Source organism: Massilimicrobiota sp. An134, from assembly GCF_002160815.1.
Taxonomy (GTDB): domain Bacteria; phylum Bacillota_I; class Bacilli_A; order Erysipelotrichales; family Coprobacillaceae; genus Allocoprobacillus; species Allocoprobacillus merdigallinarum.
Genome location: NZ_NFLH01000006.1, coordinates 33,448 through 51,091 on the forward strand (window position 1 = coordinate 33,448; position 17,644 = coordinate 51,091).

The following is a 17,644-nucleotide window of genomic DNA, read 5'->3' on the forward strand; positions in this document are numbered from 1 at the left end:
ACATATGGAAGCAAGTTTAAAATTATTAAATCAATATGTAAAAGTTGATGATTTTTCAGCTCAGGAAATTGCTGATCAATTGACATCTATAGGTCATGAAGTTGAAGGAATGCATGTCTTTGCAAGAGGTGATAAACTTGTTGTTGGATATGTAAAAGAAAAGGTTCCTCATCCTGATAGTGACCATTTAAATATTTGTCAAGTAGAAGTAGGAAATGGAGTCACTCAACAGATTGTTTGTGGAGCTCCTAATGTTGCTGCTGGGCAAAAAGTGATTGTGGCTTTACCAGGATGTGATTTAGGTGATGGGTTTAAAATTAAAGAAGCCAAAATACGTGGTATAGAATCAAATGGTATGATTTGTTCTATTGCTGAACTTGGAATTGATCAAAGATTATTACGTGAACAAGATAAAGCAGGAATCCATGTTTTAGATGCTGATGCTCCAGTGGGTGAAGAGGCTTTAAAATATATGGGGTATGATGATACTGTTTTAGATATTGGTTTAACACCAAATCGTGCTGATTGCATGGCAATGATTGCTTTGGCTTATGAAGTAGGAGCATTGTTAAAAAGAGATGTTCATGTTCCAGAAATGAAAACTTTAAATGAATTAGAAAGCGATATTGAAATTGATGTACAAACAGATTTATGTCCATGTTTTGGGGCTAAATTAGTCAAAGGGGTGACAACAAAGGAGTCACCTGAATGGTTAAGAACATTTTTAATGGCAAGTGGTATTAAGCCAATTAATAATATTGTAGATATTTCTAACTTTGTGATGTTAGAAACAGGACAACCTATTCATATGTATGATTATGATAAGTTAAAAGAAAAACGTTTTGTTATTAAGACTGGATTCCATCAAAAAGCAACATTATTAGATGGTAAAGAATATGAAATCTTACCTGAAGATATTATTGTTTCTACTGATCAGGGAATTGGATGTGTTGCTGGTGTCATGGGTGGTGATGACACAAAGATTGATGAAAATACAGTGAATATTGTCATTGAAGCTGCAACATTCCATGGAGCTACATTAAGAAATACAGCCCGTCGTTTAAATTTATTAACAGATGCTTCTCAACACTATATCAAAGGAGCTATTGATACAGCAAATACACCTCGTGTTCTAAATCGTTGTGCTGCTTTACTTGAAGAATTGGCTGATGCTAAAGAAATTTATCAAACAGTCATGACTGATTATGAAATGGCAGAAAAAGTGATTACATTGACAACATCACGTGTCAATGGATTACTAGGAACAACAATTTCAACTGAAGATATTGAAGATATATTAACAAGATTACATTTTACATATACATTAGATAATGAAACATTTACTGTTCATGTTCCATCATATCGTAATGATATGTCAATGGATGCGGATGTCATTGAAGAAATTGCAAGAATGTATGGTTATGATCATATTCCATCTACATTACCGTTAATGGAAATGACAAAAGGGGCTTTAACACCTGTTCAAAGTCATACAAAAGCAATAAGACATTTATTAACAGATTTAGGATTACATGAAGTTATAACATATACGTTGACTTCACCATCTATGGTGGATGATTTTAATCTTTTCCATAAAGATGATCATATTGCTTTAATGTTGCCAATCGGTGAAGAAAGAAGTGTAACAAGAAAATCATTAATTCCATCTTTATTACAGGCAATCAATTATAATACAGCTCATTCTCAAAAAGATGTTATGATTTATGAAATTTCTAATACTTATTCTCAAGGTCATGAAATTCAAAATTTAGCTATTGCATGCACAGGTATGTATCATGATGTGACATGGCAACAAATTCAACAAAAAGCTGATTTCTATTTAGTTAAGGGATTTGTGGAAACAATTTTAAAGAAATTAGGAATTAAAGAATCACGTTATACATTAAAACGTGTTGAAGAAGATAATCAAAACTTCCATCCTGGAAGAAGTGGATATTTAATGATGGGTAATGACATTGTTGGTGTTATTGGTGAAATTCATCCTCGCCTTGCGAAAAAATACGATGTCAAAGATGTTTATGTTGCAGAATTAAATCTATCTGTTTTATTAAATTTAAAGAAACCAGCAATTAAATTTACAGATATTCCACAATATCCTTCAGTAACAAGAGATATTGCTTTGGTTATGGATCAAGATATTCCTGTTCATGATGTTGTACGCTCTATTTGTAAAGCTGGTCAACGTTTCATTGTTGATACAAAGATTTTTGATATTTATGAAGGGGAACGTATTGAAAGTGGTAAAAAGTCTGTTGCTATTGCGTTAACATTCCAGGATGCTTCAAAAACATTGGATGATGCAACAATTAATGCAACTATGGAACAAATTTTAAATGTTGTTTCTAAAGAATATGGAGCACATTTAAGAGTTTAAATTCAATGCTTTGAGTTCTCTTTATGCGGTTTATACTGTTATTTGAAGAACGGATTGAAAACGAACTGATGAAGGCTTACTTTAGAAGTTAAAGGTTTTCAAGCTATCATGATTGATCATGAATGGAGATGATTTTGTTCATCTCCTTTTTTATTTATTATATAATGATATGATTTTATGAATGTGTATAAAATAAAAAGTCATAATACATAGATGCTCATCATCTTAGCATTATAACTTCTTTTATTTATCCCATATCAATAAAATTCTTTGTTTTGATTCTTTTATAAACTTGAAATGCTGTAGAGGAAATTAAAATAGCTAAAGCTAGTGAAAGACTGGTTCCTAAAGTGGATAAAAAGCTTTTCATAAAAAGGTCATTCATCCCTTGTACAGCATACAGCATTGTATAGTAAATACCACTACCAGGAACTAATGGAAAGCAACCGATAACAATAAAAATGGTAGCAGGGGCTTTGAAAAACCTAGCAAAACATTCAGCAAGCAATGATACGCAAAGCATTGCAATAAAACTTTGTAGGAAAATATTGTTGAGTGAAGCAGTTGCTAAATAAATAAACCATCCTAGCGCACCAATAAGAGATCCTGTTAAAGAAAATCGAATATTTTTCTGTATTCTAAATATAAAAGTAAAACCAAAGCAGCCTATAAAAGCTGATAAACACTGTATAAACCCTTCCATTTTAAACTCCTTGTAAAATCATCATCATAATCCCTACACCAATAGCAATGCTGGCAGCTATTAAAATAGCTTCAATCATACGAGATAATCCAGAAACAAAGTCACCGCCAATAATATCCCTTAGACTATTTGTAATAGCAATACCAGGAACAAGAATCATTAAAGTTCCTGTAATCACTGCCTGTTGATTAGTAATGAAATTTATTTTTTGTGCAATAATAGCAATACTGGCTAAAACCATACTTGCTAGAATTGTACGAACGATTCCATTAACATCAAGCTTTTCTAAAAGATATATAAAATAGTATAAAATAAACCCAATAAAAGCAGAAACAATCATTTCATTGATATGTCCACCAAAAAATGCACAGAACATGGCTGCGGATACAATATAACCAATAAGTATGAGACGATAATTCAATCTTTCGGATTCAATTATCTCAATTTGATTTTTGATTTCATCTAGAGATAATTCTTGATTACTGATTTGTCTGACTAAGCAATTGAGTTCATATAAATGATCCAGATGAGTACGATTACTACGTGATCGCCTGGATGATTGATAGGGTGTTCCATCATGCAAAGTTAATGATAAAGTAAAATATGATGGGATTGCGAAAACTTCAATATCAGTAAAGCCAAATCCTTCACACATTCTTTTTAAAGATTCTTCTACACGGTATATTTCTGCACCATGTTTTAATAACAATTGTCCAATTTTATTGATTTGTTGTAAAATGTCTAAATCGTTCATTTTTTCACCCCACAGATAATTGTTATATCATAAACCTCATGATTGAATCAATGGAATATGTGAAAATTCTTCTTGAATAAGTGCTTGTGGGTGAGAAGATAAAAGTGAAAGTAAACGTGTTGCTTTCAGTTCTATTTCTAAAGCAGGGTGATGATATTTTGGCAGGTTGGTAATTAAAGAATAAGGACATGTTTTTTTAATAGTAGATAAATATTGTCTTCCCTTTTGATTCATAGCTAAGACTCTTAAATAATCGACATGCATGGCATTATGAATATCATTTTTTGTGTTCTTCATTAAAATATGAATAAGCATACGCGAAATACGTGGACGTGTATAACGTTTAGAGGATAACTGATTGATGAATTCTTCCATTGATGAACAGGATTGGATATGTTTATATAATAAATTTTCTAAACCTTCATCGACCATATGATAGCTTTTTAGTTCCTGTAAACTGGATGTACAAATTTGATATTGTAAATATGGAAAAAAATCTTCAAGTTGAAAAAGATCACAATGATGATAAAGATCGGCATGAGGCAAGGAATGAGAAAAATCTTGCTTATTTCTTATAGCATTTCTGATAGCTGATGCACTGGCAATGGTTTGAAGATTTAATCCATGATAAGCATTTGTTCTTGGAAAACAATGAGGAGTTATAGGATATTGATGGAAAATAATTTCTTTGACATAACTGAGTCCTAATAAATCATTGGGTGTTTTAATTTCTTTATTCATAATGTATTGAAGTGCCTGATTGCAGGCATCAGCATAGCGTAATCCTTTTTTCATAGCTTTTTGAACATATTCATTATAGATATCTTGATGTTGAAAAATGGCTTGAGCGATATCAACAAAAGTTGAAATACGACCATCTTCACTACCAAAACATATATCAGTGACCCCTATAGCTGCTAATAAATCTATAGCTCCTTTTGCAAAATAGTCTGCACTTTGACAAGTATAAACAAAAGGTAATTCAATCACTAAATCTACACCAAATTCGATTGCTAACTGACTGCGTTTCCATTTATCAATAATAGCTGGTTCACCTCTTTGTACAAATGATGACGACATAATCGCAATTGTATAATCAAATTGTGCCAGAGACTTTGCTTTTTGGATATGATAAATGTGTCCATTATGAAAAGGATTATATTCAACAATTAATCCTAATATTCTCATGGCTTTCACCTCCAAGGGATAGTTTAACATAGTTTAGGAAATAAACATAGTTTTACTTGAAAAGAGTAGAAATATTCAATGAAATATTTAAATTTAGATTGACATATTTCTTACTTTTATATATAATGGGCTATGCGATGTAAAGGGTGATTTTTTTGAAATGGAATTTACAATGGATTATTAAACAAAAAGATGGTTGTTTTCATTTCGATGAAAAATTAAGTTTTCCATCAGAAATGTTCCATAATTTATCCCAAATTAATGGTTTAAAGGATGTTCATGTTCAAGGACAGGGACGTTTAGACACAAAAAATCATCAATTATACGTTGATTTCCAAATAGATGGAGAAATGATTTTACCATGTGCCATATCATTGGAAGATGTGGATTATCCTTTCCATATTGAATCAAATGTTATTTTTGCTTTTTATAAACCACAAGATGATGAAGAGGTTATAGAAGTTAAGAAAAACATTGTTGATTTAACACCTGTCATTTTCCAGGAGATTATGCTGGAAGTTCCAATGAGAGTTGTTAAGGAAGGTGCTTCTTTAAAGACTCAAGGTCATGGCTGGAAAGTATTAAGTGAAGAGGATGAAAAACATGATGAGGATTATATTGATCCTCGTTTAGCGAAGCTTAAAGATTATTTTAAGGATAAGGAATAAGGAGGTGTACCTATGGCAGTACCACAAAGAAGAGTTTCAAAAACAAGAAGAAACAAAAGAAGAACACATGACAAGTTAACAGTACCAAGTGTCGTTGTTTGCCCAGAATGTGGAGAATATAAATTATCTCATAGAGTATGCAAACATTGCGGAACTTACAACGGACAAAAAGTGTTATAAAAACTGCCCCTTATTTCAAGGGCTTTTTTTATGAATAAATGAAAATAAGAGAATAGCGATTTAGCTGTTCTCTTATTTTTTGAAAATTATTTTCGTTGATGAATAAAATTTTGAGGTAACAGTTCATAAAAAATAGCTGAATGCATTTCTCCTTGAGGATCTTTCCAATAATTATATTGAATATCATATTTTTGAAAACCTATTTTTTCATAAACATGTTGCGCACGAAGATTATTCAAATCTGTACTTAAAACTATTTTGGGTACACCTTTTTGAAAGAGTTCATGAATGAATAATGTGAGTATGGTATGACCTAAACCTTGATTTTGCATATTTATTTCACATATTTTAATACCAATTTCAACTGCGTCATGACAAGGAAAAAAGCACATCTCCCCAATGGGGCAATCTTTATATTCGATAATAAGACGATGCTTATGATTTTTTATTTCTTCTTGGAGCTGGTGCTTAACTTTTTGAACGGTCGTATTGATACCTTCTGGAAATCCAGCATGAGCCATTATTTTTCCGTCATTCCACCATTTTGTAAGAATTGTTGCATCATTTTCTTTTGCATCACGAATGAGTATATTTTTATAAAGAATTTTCATTATTATCTTTTTCTTCTACGATTTTTTCTTGTCGCTTGAAATCCTTCTTCTCTTTCTCTATAATTTAAAAAACTTCCTAGATCATAAACATCATAATCTTTCTTTAATAGTTTTTTACAGGCTTTTTCACTGAGTGCCTTGTTAATGGCATATAAATAATATTTCATGTTTTTATTAGGATATGATTCTTCAAATCTATCTAATAAACGAAAAGGAAAACATTCTGCATCAGCAATATGTAATTCATCATAGTCTTTTAATTCATCTAAACATATAATTGTGATTTTATCAGGATTTTTTTCATATTGACGAAATCCTTCATTAATATCTATTTTCTTAATTTCTACTTTTTTTCCAAAACCAAACATTTTATTTCCTCCAATACTTATCTATAATATCACTATTTCTTTATTTTTTCTATTGCTTTTCTATATTTTATATGTTATTATTACAAAGCAAAATCAATTGGCCTGTTGGAGAAACGGTTAACTCACATGCCTTTCACGCATGCATTCACGGGTTCGAATCCCGTACAGGTCACCATATAGGGGCGTGGTTCAATGGTAGAGCATCGGTCTCCAAAACCGTGGACGCGGGTTCGATTCCTGCCGCCCCTGCCATCAGTAAGTTAGAGCGATTGATCGCTCTTTTTTCTTATTCAAATATATTATTTACGACAGAAGTCATCTCATTGCGATAAATAGTAATTGGGTGGCTTTTTATTCAATGAAATCTATATATGATTAATGTAAAAAAATATTTGATAATTTTGTTATTATTTATAGAGATTTCATGTTTTTTAATTGACTTGCAATATCATTTCTCAAATAGAAGTATTTACTTTAACAGGAAATAAACGAGAAATTAAAAAGTATGGTATAATATTTTTATAAAATATAGAAATAGTTATTTTCATGAAATAATCAATGTATCATAAACATGAGTTTTATAAACAATAAATTGAAAATAGAAGAGGAAAGTGATGCTTTATGAGTCTGATTTTAGAAAAAATAGCACAAGATTATAAATTGAATGATAATGATTTATATTTAGCTCAATATATTATTGATCATAGTGATGAAGTGATTCATCTGTCTACGCATCAACTTGCTAAAAATACATACACCAGTGCAACAGCTGTTGTAAGATTCGTAAAAAAACTTGGTTTTGTAAGTTATAATGATTTTAAAATTCATATTCATTCTTTTTTAAATCAATATTACTTGAAAGATATGGAAATTTTATCTCATGAAAGCTTATTTTCAATTAAGGAGAAGTTGTCTGAAATTGAAGTGGGTATTATGAATCAGACAAAGCATATGCTTTCAGTAGATACTTTAAAAGAAGTTATGTTCCATATTTCGCAAAATCAATATATTGATATTATTGCTAATGACACAAATGCCTGCATTGGTGAATATGCTAGTCATTTATTGTTGAGTACAGGAAAAATAACAACGGTTTACCAAAACAGGGATAAACAGTTATGGCTGAGTTTGAATGTGGATTCTCATCATACAGTCATTATGATAAGTAAAAATGGCAAAAATGAACATCTTTTAAATATTGCTGATATTTTGATCAAAAGAAAAATTCCTTTTATTATCATTACAAGTCATAAAGAAAATCCTCTTTCAAAAAAGCAGGCTATTTTGTTACATGGTATGGTTCATGATGAATTTGAAAGCTTAAAGGATATGGTCTTTTATATTTCTTTAAAGTATATTTTTGATCTGATATACAGTATTATCATTTCAGACGATTTACAACAGGCTAAAGAAGTGGATCAGCTTTATGGGTCGCTATTTGATAAGAAGGTGTAATCAAACAGATTATAAGCAGCTCTGACTACTTTTTTTGTTACAATGTAACATTTTTAAAAGGATTTGATTATCAATTTTGTAGCAATATTCCATAATCATTTCTGTGTATTGTATAATTATAAAAACAATGTATGATAAATATGTCAACAGTTTTATGAAAAGGAGAAATTATACATGGTTTTAAGAAAGAATTTTTATGGGGTGGGACCTTAGATGCATATCAGTTTAAATATGTTATTGTGGAAACGTCAAAAGGGTTAAGTATTGCTGATGTAATGATGGTTAAAGCATAGAGTGTATCCTGAGAAACTATTATTTAGATTATGTAGAAATTGAGTTTTATTATCGCTGTAAAGAAGTTATTAAGTCAAATGGAGAAGTATTATGAGAAGAAAAGATCGAGAAATAACAGATTTTAATGAAATCATGAATATTATCAATAAGTGTGATGTGTGTCGTTTGGCATTATTTGATGAAGATTATCCTTATATCGTCCCATTGAATTTTGGTGTAGATAAAGAAGATGATCAATTGTATTTGTATTTTCATTGTGCTAATCAAGGAAAAAAATTAGACTTGATTAAACAAAACAATAAGGCTACTTTTGAAATGGATTGTGAACATAATATTATTCTTTATGATGAAAGAATGTCATGTACAATGGGATATGCAAGTGTAATTGGTCATGGAGAAATTGAATTCGTAGAAGATGAGGATAAATTTGAAGCATTAAAAATATTAATGAAACATTATCATAATGAAGAATTTCAATTTAATACAAATCTTATGAAAGCGACAACAGTCTTTAGATTGAAAGTTTTAGATATGGTAGGAAAAAGAAGAAATAATATTCATCCTGAAGAAAAGACAAAAAGACATATCTCGTTAGAATAAAAGTCTTGATATATGAAATCAAAAATAAAAACATCCTCATATTTTTTGGGTCTCTTAACAAAGTTGTAAATCATTATTTATAAATAAAATGACTTTGATAAAAAAACAATCACTCATATAAAGGTGATTGTTTTCTATTTAGTATTTCTTTTTTAATGCCTTTTTTAATATCTTTAAACCAAAGATATCTTTTTTCTCATTTTTTTCTTTATTTTGATAGACTTCACTGTAATATGCAAAGTTATCTCTAGGATTATCTAAATGATATTTTTTTGCCCAATCTTTAAAATGATTATTAATATAATTATTTAAAGCAACAGGATCATGTTTTTCATGATAAAGTTCAATAAGGTGAAGTGGATCATAGACTGTAATGTTATTTTTTAGAATATAATCAAACATATCAACGACAAGTTTATTATTTAAAATAGAATATGAATATGTATCATTTAATGTCACAATATCTAAATCAATAAAATACTGAAAGAAAACTCCGCCTATTCCATATGCGCCAACACCTGCATGACCTACTGACATAGAACTATACATGGAAATGTTTATTTGTTGTATTTGAGATAAAGGGACAATCACTTCATTATATTTTATATGATCATCATTAAGATAGAGAGTATCATAACCTTTCCATTGATCAAGAGTTTGATTATCAAATGACACTTTCACTCTTCTTCTTTTAATATAATCATTTATTTTTTTGTCTATGTCTTCTAACTTCTTTTTAGAGTTAGAAATAAATTCTTTTTTTGATTCTAGTGCTTCTCTTATAGAGAGTTTGTTGTTGAAAATAAGTTTAATATCATCTATGGATACTTCCATAGAACGTAATAATAAAATTGTTTTTAAAATATTAATATCTTTTTGCATGTAATTTCTATAATTATTTTCATTTCTTTTTGGATGAATAAGACCTTCTTTTTCATAATAGATTAATGATTGTTTTGTGATACCTAACATTTCTTCGACTTCATGTGTTGTCATAGTTTTTTTCTTCCTTTCCAATTTTACTTTACACTATATGCTAGCAATACTGTCAAGATTTTTTTCTATAAAAATTAATACTTTTTTCATTTGTGTGACAATGAACAAGATATTTAAAAATGTGTTATGATATTTTTATAAATGAAATGGAAGTGATTCTTATGAGTTCTAAAGGATTTGGCTATTGTGGATTAGCTTGTGATTATTGTCAGGATAATCCAAATTGTGTTGGCTGCAAAAAGGGAGGCTGTCCTGAAAAGGAAGCTTGTAAAAACTATCAATGCTGTACATCTAAAAATTATAAGTATTGTTTTGAATGTCCAGATTTTCCGTGTGAAGATAGTATTTTACATAAACTAAGGATAAGAATATTTTGTCAATATATTCAAAGATATGGAGAAGAAGATTTAAAAAAGCATTTGGAAGAAAATTATAAAAAGGGAATTGTATATCATTATCAAAATAAGCATATAGGAGATTATGATCAATTTGACACAGAAAATGAAATAATAGAATTTATAAAAAATGGTAGAAAATAGCTAACATAATAAAAAAATGGGTATATAAAAACCACGTATTCATGAAATGGAACCTTAAAAATAGTATAACAATAAGAGATATTCCATACTTTTAAACGTGGTTATCATTTGAAAATGACTATTACTTTTATGGTCTGTATTGAAATTCAGTAATCCATAAGAATGATTTTATGCTGTCATTGAGATTTAATTTCTTGAATATTTGTATAAAATCATATGCCAAATATTTTTGGGTTCATTCATTTGATTTTTTAGTTATTGGATATATAGGGGTTTATTATTATCTATATTTTCATGAAATAGAATTTTTAAAGCAGTGCAAGTGTTTGGAAGTAGATGATAATTGTAAATAAACTCATTGATGTTATAACAAAGTATCCAAAATAACTTTTATGTTTTATAATTTCTTCAATCATTTTAATCAAACCAAAGATAAGAGTAAATGGTGCCCAAATAACACCAAAAGATATAAATCCTTCTAAATATGGGAATAGACTAATTATAACAATGAAGAACAATGGAAGAATCACGATAAAAAAGAGAATAAATTTATATGTCATAAAAGCTTCCTGATCAGTGATTTTATCTTTCATTAAATCAATAATTAATTCATTAGATTCATTCAATAAATCTTTTTTCTCACAATATTCTCCCAACAATAATTCTTGTATTTCTATATCTAAGCATTGGCATAAAGGAATAATCAATGAGCTATCTGGTAAATTGATGCCTCTTTCCCATTTGGATATTGATTTATCTGTAACACCAATTAATTCAGCCAATTCTTTTTGAGTCATGTTTTTTTCTTTTCTACAAGATGCAATAAATTTTCCTACTTTTTTTATATCCATATCTAAAACCTCCTCCTAACTGAATTATAAAACATTTCAAAGTGTAAGTATAGAAACGGAAAGTAGAATGAGTGGAATTTAAGTTCTTATGAGTGAAATAATCAGCTTAATTCTCTCGGTTTAGTGCGATAGTCAATAAAAAAATAAATATATCTAAGTTTTAGATGTTTATTATTATACAAATGTTTCTACAGATGATTGAATCATTGATTATTATTCTTTAAAAAACTAAGATTTCATAAATGTCAAAATATAAATATACGTTATGACTGGTTATTTGATATAATTTCAATAGATTCATTATGAAAAAGCTATATTTTTTAGATAAATATTTGACATCAAGGATAATGTTAAAAAATGTGATGAATTTTCAAAAACAATATATGAAAGGAAAATATTTATGCATTATAAAAAAGTAAAAGGGATTTTATCTTCGTCAAATGGAATGAACTTATATCGAGGATGTACTCATGGCTGTATATATTGTGACTCAAGAAGTCATTGTTATCGTATGGAACATGATTTTGAGGATATTGAAATTAAAGAAAATGCTATTGAATTGCTGGAACAGACTCTAAAAAATAAACGATCAAAGTGTATGTTGAGTACAGGTTCTATGACAGATCCCTATATTCCTCTTGAAAATGAAATAGGTCATATGCGAAAAGCATTATCATTAGCATATAAGTATGGTTTTGGTTTTACTTTCATCACAAAATCTAATCGTGTATTAAGAGATTTAGATTTATTAAAAGCGATTAATGATAAAACAAAATGTGTTGTACAAATGACATTAACAACTTATGATGAAGATTTATGTCAAATGATTGAACCAAACGTCAGTACAACTCGTGAAAGAGTGGAAGTCTTAAAGCAACTTCGTGATGCTGGTATTCCAACAGTTGTCTGGCTTTGCCCAATTCTTCCATTTATTAATGATACGAAAGAAAATATTATAAGTATTTTAAATGATTGTATTGAAGCCAAGGTTTATGGTGTTATCTGCTTTGGGATGGGGTTAACACTTCGTGAAGGTAATAGAGAATATTTTTACAATCAGTTAGATCATTTGTTTCCTCATATGAAAGAAAAATATATACGAACTTATGGAAATCAATATCAACTTTATAGTTTAAAGAATCATCAGTTAATGGAGATTTTTCATCAGATGTGTGAGGAACATGGCATTATACATGATAATAAACAGATATTTGAGTATTTAAAGAAATTTGAAGATAAAACGAAAAATGTTCAATTGAGCTTATTTGATATAGACTGATAAAAGATGTAAGAATGAAGAAATATTTATGTTATTTTCTATAAAAAATATTCATGGTAAAATAGGATTTGTAAGTAAAGGAAGTGAAATGGTGACTTTTGATTATAAAAAAGAATATAAGGAATTTTATATGCCTAAAAAGAACCCCAATATTATAACAATACCTCCAATGAATTATCTGGCAGTCAAAGGGAAGGGAAATCCTAATGATAAAAATGGAGATTATCAACAAACCATTAGTCTTTTATATAATATAGCTTATACAATTAAAATGAGTTATAAAAGTTCGTATCAGATAGATGGCTTTTTTCAATATGTTGTTCCACCATTGGAAGGTTTTTGGTGGCAGGAAGGAGTCAAAGGAATGGATTATCAAAGAAAAGATGATCTGCAATTTATTTCTTTGATTCGATTACCAGATTTTGTCAAAAAGGAAGATTTTGATTGGGCCATCCATACAGCAACGCAAAAAAAGAAACAAGATTTTTCAAGGGTGGAATTTTTAACCTATGATGAAGGGTTGTGTGTGCAGTGTATGCATATTGGCAGCTATGATAACGAACCTCAAACTGTATCACTGATGCATGAATATATGGAAAGTATGGGTTATGAGCTGGATATTCATGATCATAGATTTCATCATGAAATTTATTTAAGTGATCCTAGAAAAGCAAAGGTTGAAAAATTAAAAACAGTGATTAGACATCCTATCAAGAAAAAGTTATAAAAGATATATAGTGATAGGGATTGATTAGTTTTAGATAAAATAAGAAAAGATGTTTATAAATTTTATCATTGAAAAGTTATATACATGAAAGGAGGTGTATAGATGAGTTCGCTATTTGAAAATACTTGTAATACAAGGTTATTATTTAAAAATGATACACGTTTTATAAGAAGTGATGTACCTATAAAGTTAACTGAAGATGAAATACAATGGCTCATTCATCATAGTGTACGTACTATCTTTGATTTACGCAGTGAAAATGAACGTTTCAAGCAACCAAGTTTATTTGAAAACGATACACATTTTATTTATCATCATACACCAGTGACGGGTGGCAATCATATTCCACGTACTCCTGAAGAAGTCAGTTTATCATATATTCATATGGTAGATGAAAACATGTGGAAAATCATATACATGATGCTTCATGCTTCTACACATGTCCTTTATTTTTGTAATGCCGGTAAGGATCGCACAGGAATTGTGTCAGCCATTTTAATGCTTTATTTTGGAATGGATCATGAAAGTATTGTTGAGGATTATTTGATATCCAAAGATAATTTACAAAAAAGATTAGAAATGTATGTTCAAAATCATCCTCATATAGATATGAATGTGATTACACCACGACGTGAATATATAGAACGATTTTTAGAAGATTTTGAACAGCAATATGATTTACAAATGATTAAAAAAATGGAAAATAATTTTTAATTAAAGAGTCATATTTTTTCGAATCTCCAATATCTTTATGTTATAATAATAGTATGAGTAAAGGAGGAATTTGATATGGCTCAAAATTTAAAATTTACTGTTACAGATCCAGTTGGTTTATATGCAACACCTACAACTGAATTGGTTAATACTGTGAAACAGTTTTATTGCCATGTAACATTAAATTATGGTAATAAAAGTGTCAATTTAAAAAGTATGATGGGAGTTTTATCTTTAGGAATTCCAACGAAAGCACAAGTTGAAATTGTTACTGACGGTGAAGATGAAAAAAAGGCAATTGAAATAATTAAAGATAAAATTAATGAATTAGGAATTTCAACAATTGAATAGTTATATAGGGTATTCAGTGATGAATACCTTTTTTTGTAAGGGGAATCATTCAAAAGATTTGAGAAAAACGAATAGATGTGAGATACTAAACAAAAGGGGGTTTGATTCATGATTCAATACATTAGAAAAAGAGATGGACGTATGGATGTCTTTGATGTCAATAAAATTGCAGGAGCTATTTATAAGGCGTTTCAGGCAACAGAAGCGAAATATGGTCTAGATGCAGCTATTCATTTGGCACATATTGTAGAGCAGAAATTAGAGGATCGTCATACAGAATTGCCAACAGTAGAGCTGGTACAGGATACTGTAGAGGAAACATTAATAGAAAAAGGGTATGTACGTATTGCAAAAGCTTATATTTTGTATCGTGCTGAACGTACACGTTCTAGAGATCGAAAATCACGTTTAATGAAAACATTGGAAGAAATTACTTTTCAGGATGCTAAGGATAGTGATTTAAAACGAGAAAATGCGAATGTGAATGCTGATGCACCAATGGGAACAATGTTAAAATATGGGGCTGAAGCAGCCAAACAGTTTAATGAGATGTTTGTTTTAAATCCTTTACATAGTGCAGCACATCGTTCTGGCGATATACATATTCATGATATGGATTTTTTGACATTGACAACAACCTGTACCCAAATAGATATTATTGATTTGTTTAAAGGTGGTTTTTCAACTGGTCATGGAGTTTTGCGTGAACCTAATAGTATTACGACATATTCTGCTTTAACTTGCATTGCGATTCAATCTAATCAAAATGATCAGCATGGTGGACAGGCTATTGTGAATTTTGATTACGGAATGGCTGAAGGAATTAAAAAATCATATCGTAAGTGGTATTTGAAAGCTATTGAAGAAGCATTAACATTATTAACTGATGTCAATGTTGCAGATGTTATGGCACAGTTGAAATCATTAAATCATCAGCCTTCTTTAAGTTGTCAAAATTATGCTATAGAAGAAAAAGATGTATTGATGCATAATCATATATCTCCACAAATTATTGAGCGTATTCAAAAATTTGCAAGTGAAAGAGCATATCAGGATACTGATAAAGAAACGTATCAGGCTATGGAAGCATTAATTCATAATTTAAATACGATGAATTCTCGTGCAGGAGCACAAGTACCATTTAGTTCATTGAATTATGGCATGGACACATCAGTTGAAGGAAGAATGGCTATTCGTAATGTCCTTCTTGCAACGGAGGCAGGCTTGGGTGGTGGAGAAACACCTATTTTTCCAATTCAGATATTTAGAGTTAAGGAAGGCATTAATTATCAAAAAGGTGAACCTAACTATGATTTATTCCAATTAGCATGTCGTGTTTCAGCAAAGCGTTTATTTCCTAATTTTTCGTTTGTTGATGCAACGTTTAATAAACAATATTATAAAGGAACACCAGAAACAGAAATTGCATATATGGGATGTCGTACTAGAGTTATGGGTAATATTTATGATCCAACTCGTGAGATTTCTCCAAGACGTGGGAATTTAAGTTTTACTTCTATTAATTTACCTCGTTTAGCGATTAAATCAAAAGGTGATATTGATGAATTCTTTATTAAGCTGGATCAATTAATAGATTTATGTATAGATCAATTATTAGAAAGATTTGAAATTCAGTGTAAAAGACGTGTGATGAATTATCCATTTTTAATGGGACAGGGTGTTTGGCTTGATTCAGAAAAATTAAAATCAACAGATGAAGTCAGAGAAGTATTAAAACATGGGACTTTAACGATTGGATTTATAGGTTTAGCCGAAACATTAAAATCTTTGATTGGTTATCATCATGGTGAAAGTGAAAAGGCACAAATTTTGGGATTACAAATTGTAGCGCATATGCGTCGTCGTGTTGATGAAGCCTGTCAGAAATATCATTTAAACTTTTCTTTAATTGCCACACCTGCAGAAGGATTATCAGGACGTTTTGTAAAACTAGATAGACAATTATATGGAAAGATTGAAGGAGTCACAGATCGAGAATACTATACGAATAGTTTTCATGTTCCTGTTTATTATCCAATCAGTGCTTTTGATAAAATAAGAATTGAAGGACCTTATCATGAACTCACAAATGGAGGACATATTAGTTATATTGAAATGGATGGTGATCCAACAAAGAATTTACCAGCTTTTGAAAAAATTGTAAGAGCTATGCATGATGCCAATATGGGATATGGGGCTATTAATCATCCTGTTGATCGTGATCCTGTTTGTGGATATAATGGCATTATTAATGATGTTTGTCCTCAATGTGGTCGTAAAGAAGCACCTCATGAAGAATTTGAAAGAATTAGACGTATCACAGGTTATCTTGTAGGAACGCTTGATCGTTTCAATGATGCCAAAAGAGCAGAAGAAAAAGATCGTGTTAAACATGGAATCAACAAAGATTAGACTATATGGTGTTGTTCATGATTCAATTGTAGATGGGCCTGGTTTACGTTATACTCTATTTACACAAGGATGCTTACATCATTGTCCTGGCTGTCATAATCCTCAAAGCTGGGATATAAATGGTGGATATGAAGAAGACATTGAAACTATTGTTGCTGATATTTTAAGCAATCCACTTTTAGATGGTATAACCCTTTCTGGAGGTGAACCATTTTTACAAGTGAAGCCTTTGAAAATATTGGTTTCTCAAATCAAAGCTCAAACTTCTTTACATATTATGATTTATAGTGGATATGTCTATGAAGACATTCTGAAACTTGGACAGGATGCCATTGATTTATTATCATTATGCGATACATTGGTAGATGGACGTTTTGTATTATCACTACGTAGTTTAGAATTGATTTATAAAGGTTCATCTAATCAAAGAATCATAGACATTCATAAAAGCCTCCAACAAGGACGTGTTTATGAACAAAAGGTGAGTGAATATGGAGAATTTATTGATTGAATAAATTCTCTTCTTTTTATAAAAGTTATTTTACTGTATAATAAAAAA

19 protein-coding genes and 2 tRNA genes are annotated in these 17,644 nt (G+C 29.8%); 14 read left to right on the top strand and 7 right to left on the bottom strand.

Annotation, left to right across the window (positions count from 1 at the left end; all coding sequences use genetic code 11):
- Window positions 1-4: 4 nt before the first annotated feature.
- Window positions 5-2,395: a phenylalanine--tRNA ligase subunit beta gene (pheT, locus tag B5E79_RS04085; RefSeq protein ID WP_087297077.1), complete on the top strand. Its 2,391-nt coding sequence runs from the start codon at window positions 5-7 to the stop codon at window positions 2,393-2,395.
- A gap of 247 nt (window positions 2,396-2,642) precedes the next feature.
- On the opposite strand, the gene B5E79_RS04090 is transcribed toward pheT, so the two are convergent.
- The 3 genes from B5E79_RS04090 to B5E79_RS04100 are packed head-to-tail and all read right to left on the bottom strand — an operon-like array spanning window position 2,643 to window position 5,040.
- A complete protein-coding gene (locus tag B5E79_RS04090) occupies window positions 2,643-3,098 on the bottom strand; it encodes a threonine/serine exporter family protein (protein ID WP_087297078.1) in 456 nt (151 codons plus the stop codon).
- Window position 3,099: 1 nt separating this feature from the next.
- On the bottom strand, window positions 3,100-3,852 hold the full coding sequence (locus B5E79_RS04095; RefSeq protein WP_087297079.1) for a threonine/serine exporter family protein: 753 nt from the start codon (window positions 3,850-3,852) through the stop codon (window positions 3,100-3,102).
- A gap of 36 nt (window positions 3,853-3,888) precedes the next feature.
- Entirely contained in the window at window positions 3,889-5,040 is a 1,152-nt protein-coding gene (locus tag B5E79_RS04100; RefSeq protein WP_087297080.1) for a nucleotidyltransferase, read from the bottom strand.
- Between the two features lie 146 nt (window positions 5,041-5,186).
- Between B5E79_RS04100 and B5E79_RS04105 the strand changes: the two genes are divergently transcribed.
- Together B5E79_RS04105 and rpmF are read left to right on the top strand one after the other, a co-directional pair.
- Window positions 5,187-5,708 (top strand): YceD family protein, encoded by a 522-nt coding sequence (locus B5E79_RS04105; RefSeq protein WP_224759511.1) that lies wholly within the window; start codon window positions 5,187-5,189, stop codon window positions 5,706-5,708.
- A 12-nt stretch (window positions 5,709-5,720) separates the two neighbouring features.
- Window positions 5,721-5,888 carry a 50S ribosomal protein L32 gene (gene rpmF / locus B5E79_RS04110; RefSeq protein WP_087243058.1) on the top strand — a complete coding sequence of 56 codons (168 nt, stop codon included), beginning with the start codon at window positions 5,721-5,723 and terminating at the stop codon, window positions 5,886-5,888.
- 86 nt (window positions 5,889-5,974) lie between these two features.
- Here the strand turns inward: rpmF and B5E79_RS04115 are convergent, their stop codons facing one another.
- Together B5E79_RS04115 and B5E79_RS04120 are read right to left on the bottom strand one after the other, a co-directional pair.
- Window positions 5,975-6,499: a GNAT family N-acetyltransferase gene (locus B5E79_RS04115; protein ID WP_087243056.1), complete on the bottom strand. Its 525-nt coding sequence runs from the start codon at window positions 6,497-6,499 to the stop codon at window positions 5,975-5,977.
- Between the two features lie 2 nt (window positions 6,500-6,501).
- Complete coding sequence (locus B5E79_RS04120) at window positions 6,502-6,867, bottom strand: hypothetical protein (protein WP_087243054.1); 366 nt, start codon at window positions 6,865-6,867, stop codon at window positions 6,502-6,504.
- Window positions 6,868-6,966: 99 nt separating this feature from the next.
- On the opposite strand from B5E79_RS04120, the gene B5E79_RS04125 reads away from it, so the two are divergent.
- The 4 genes from B5E79_RS04125 to B5E79_RS04140 all read left to right on the top strand — a co-directional run bounded on the left by B5E79_RS04125 (window position 6,967) and on the right by B5E79_RS04140 (window position 9,216).
- Window positions 6,967-7,042 (top strand) — tRNA-Glu (locus tag B5E79_RS04125).
- A gap of 3 nt (window positions 7,043-7,045) precedes the next feature.
- A tRNA-Trp gene (locus tag B5E79_RS04130) sits at window positions 7,046-7,119 on the top strand.
- A 369-nt stretch (window positions 7,120-7,488) separates the two neighbouring features.
- Window positions 7,489-8,322 carry a MurR/RpiR family transcriptional regulator gene (locus B5E79_RS04135; protein ID WP_087297082.1) on the top strand — a complete coding sequence of 278 codons (834 nt, stop codon included), beginning with the start codon at window positions 7,489-7,491 and terminating at the stop codon, window positions 8,320-8,322.
- 384 nt (window positions 8,323-8,706) lie between these two features.
- Complete coding sequence (locus B5E79_RS04140) at window positions 8,707-9,216, top strand: pyridoxamine 5'-phosphate oxidase family protein (protein WP_087297083.1); 510 nt, start codon at window positions 8,707-8,709, stop codon at window positions 9,214-9,216.
- Window positions 9,217-9,354: 138 nt separating this feature from the next.
- On the opposite strand, the gene B5E79_RS04145 is transcribed toward B5E79_RS04140, so the two are convergent.
- On the bottom strand, window positions 9,355-10,212 hold the full coding sequence (locus tag B5E79_RS04145; protein ID WP_087297084.1) for a MerR family transcriptional regulator: 858 nt from the start codon (window positions 10,210-10,212) through the stop codon (window positions 9,355-9,357).
- A 161-nt stretch (window positions 10,213-10,373) separates the two neighbouring features.
- On the opposite strand from B5E79_RS04145, the gene B5E79_RS04150 reads away from it, so the two are divergent.
- Window positions 10,374-10,751, top strand: coding sequence for a DUF3795 domain-containing protein (locus B5E79_RS04150; RefSeq protein WP_087297121.1), 378 nt, complete (start codon window positions 10,374-10,376; stop codon window positions 10,749-10,751).
- 308 nt (window positions 10,752-11,059) lie between these two features.
- On the opposite strand, the gene B5E79_RS04155 is transcribed toward B5E79_RS04150, so the two are convergent.
- On the bottom strand, window positions 11,060-11,602 hold the full coding sequence (locus B5E79_RS04155) for a helix-turn-helix domain-containing protein (RefSeq protein WP_087297085.1): 543 nt from the start codon (window positions 11,600-11,602) through the stop codon (window positions 11,060-11,062).
- 400 nt (window positions 11,603-12,002) lie between these two features.
- On the opposite strand from B5E79_RS04155, the gene B5E79_RS04160 reads away from it, so the two are divergent.
- From B5E79_RS04160 to nrdG, 6 genes are all read left to right on the top strand, one after another.
- Complete coding sequence (locus B5E79_RS04160; RefSeq protein ID WP_087297086.1) at window positions 12,003-12,881, top strand: SPL family radical SAM protein; 879 nt, start codon at window positions 12,003-12,005, stop codon at window positions 12,879-12,881.
- Between the two features lie 28 nt (window positions 12,882-12,909).
- Window positions 12,910-13,608, top strand: a complete 699-nt coding sequence (locus tag B5E79_RS04165; protein WP_241147447.1) for a GyrI-like domain-containing protein — start codon at window positions 12,910-12,912, stop codon at window positions 13,606-13,608.
- A gap of 102 nt (window positions 13,609-13,710) precedes the next feature.
- On the top strand, window positions 13,711-14,322 hold the full coding sequence (locus tag B5E79_RS04170) for a tyrosine-protein phosphatase (protein ID WP_087297087.1): 612 nt from the start codon (window positions 13,711-13,713) through the stop codon (window positions 14,320-14,322).
- A gap of 75 nt (window positions 14,323-14,397) precedes the next feature.
- Window positions 14,398-14,673, top strand: coding sequence for an HPr family phosphocarrier protein (locus B5E79_RS04175; protein ID WP_087297088.1), 276 nt, complete (start codon window positions 14,398-14,400; stop codon window positions 14,671-14,673).
- Between the two features lie 108 nt (window positions 14,674-14,781).
- Window positions 14,782-17,085: an anaerobic ribonucleoside triphosphate reductase gene (locus tag B5E79_RS04180; protein WP_087297089.1), complete on the top strand. Its 2,304-nt coding sequence runs from the start codon at window positions 14,782-14,784 to the stop codon at window positions 17,083-17,085.
- Window positions 17,066-17,596, top strand: coding sequence for an anaerobic ribonucleoside-triphosphate reductase activating protein (gene nrdG, locus B5E79_RS04185; protein WP_204209628.1), 531 nt, complete (start codon window positions 17,066-17,068; stop codon window positions 17,594-17,596). The genes B5E79_RS04180 and nrdG overlap by 20 nt, the downstream gene beginning before the upstream one ends.
- Window positions 17,597-17,644: the final 48 nt, after the last annotated feature.

Excerpts from the sequence above, each read along its gene's own strand:
- pheT (WP_087297077.1), top strand. The coding sequence starts at position 5 with ATGGAAGCAAGTTTAAAATTATTAAATCAATATGTAAAAGTTGATGAT.
- B5E79_RS04090 (WP_087297078.1), bottom strand. The coding sequence starts at position 3,098 with ATGGAAGGGTTTATACAGTGTTTATCAGCTTTTATAGGCTGCTTTGGT.
- B5E79_RS04095 (WP_087297079.1), bottom strand. The coding sequence starts at position 3,852 with ATGAACGATTTAGACATTTTACAACAAATCAATAAAATTGGACAATTG.
- B5E79_RS04100 (WP_087297080.1), bottom strand. The coding sequence starts at position 5,040 with ATGAGAATATTAGGATTAATTGTTGAATATAATCCTTTTCATAATGGA.
- rpmF (WP_087243058.1), top strand. The coding sequence starts at position 5,721 with ATGGCAGTACCACAAAGAAGAGTTTCAAAAACAAGAAGAAACAAAAGA.
- B5E79_RS04115 (WP_087243056.1), bottom strand. The coding sequence starts at position 6,499 with ATGAAAATTCTTTATAAAAATATACTCATTCGTGATGCAAAAGAAAAT.
- B5E79_RS04120 (WP_087243054.1), bottom strand. The coding sequence starts at position 6,867 with ATGTTTGGTTTTGGAAAAAAAGTAGAAATTAAGAAAATAGATATTAAT.
- B5E79_RS04135 (WP_087297082.1), top strand. The coding sequence starts at position 7,489 with ATGAGTCTGATTTTAGAAAAAATAGCACAAGATTATAAATTGAATGAT.
- B5E79_RS04140 (WP_087297083.1), top strand. The coding sequence starts at position 8,707 with ATGAGAAGAAAAGATCGAGAAATAACAGATTTTAATGAAATCATGAAT.
- B5E79_RS04145 (WP_087297084.1), bottom strand. The coding sequence starts at position 10,212 with ATGACAACACATGAAGTCGAAGAAATGTTAGGTATCACAAAACAATCA.
- B5E79_RS04150 (WP_087297121.1), top strand. The coding sequence starts at position 10,374 with ATGAGTTCTAAAGGATTTGGCTATTGTGGATTAGCTTGTGATTATTGT.
- B5E79_RS04155 (WP_087297085.1), bottom strand. The coding sequence starts at position 11,602 with ATGGATATAAAAAAAGTAGGAAAATTTATTGCATCTTGTAGAAAAGAA.
- B5E79_RS04160 (WP_087297086.1), top strand. The coding sequence starts at position 12,003 with ATGCATTATAAAAAAGTAAAAGGGATTTTATCTTCGTCAAATGGAATG.
- B5E79_RS04165 (WP_241147447.1), top strand. The coding sequence starts at position 12,910 with ATGTTATTTTCTATAAAAAATATTCATGGTAAAATAGGATTTGTAAGT.
- B5E79_RS04170 (WP_087297087.1), top strand. The coding sequence starts at position 13,711 with ATGAGTTCGCTATTTGAAAATACTTGTAATACAAGGTTATTATTTAAA.
- B5E79_RS04175 (WP_087297088.1), top strand. The coding sequence starts at position 14,398 with ATGGCTCAAAATTTAAAATTTACTGTTACAGATCCAGTTGGTTTATAT.
- B5E79_RS04180 (WP_087297089.1), top strand. The coding sequence starts at position 14,782 with ATGATTCAATACATTAGAAAAAGAGATGGACGTATGGATGTCTTTGAT.
- nrdG (WP_204209628.1), top strand. The coding sequence starts at position 17,066 with ATGGAATCAACAAAGATTAGACTATATGGTGTTGTTCATGATTCAATT.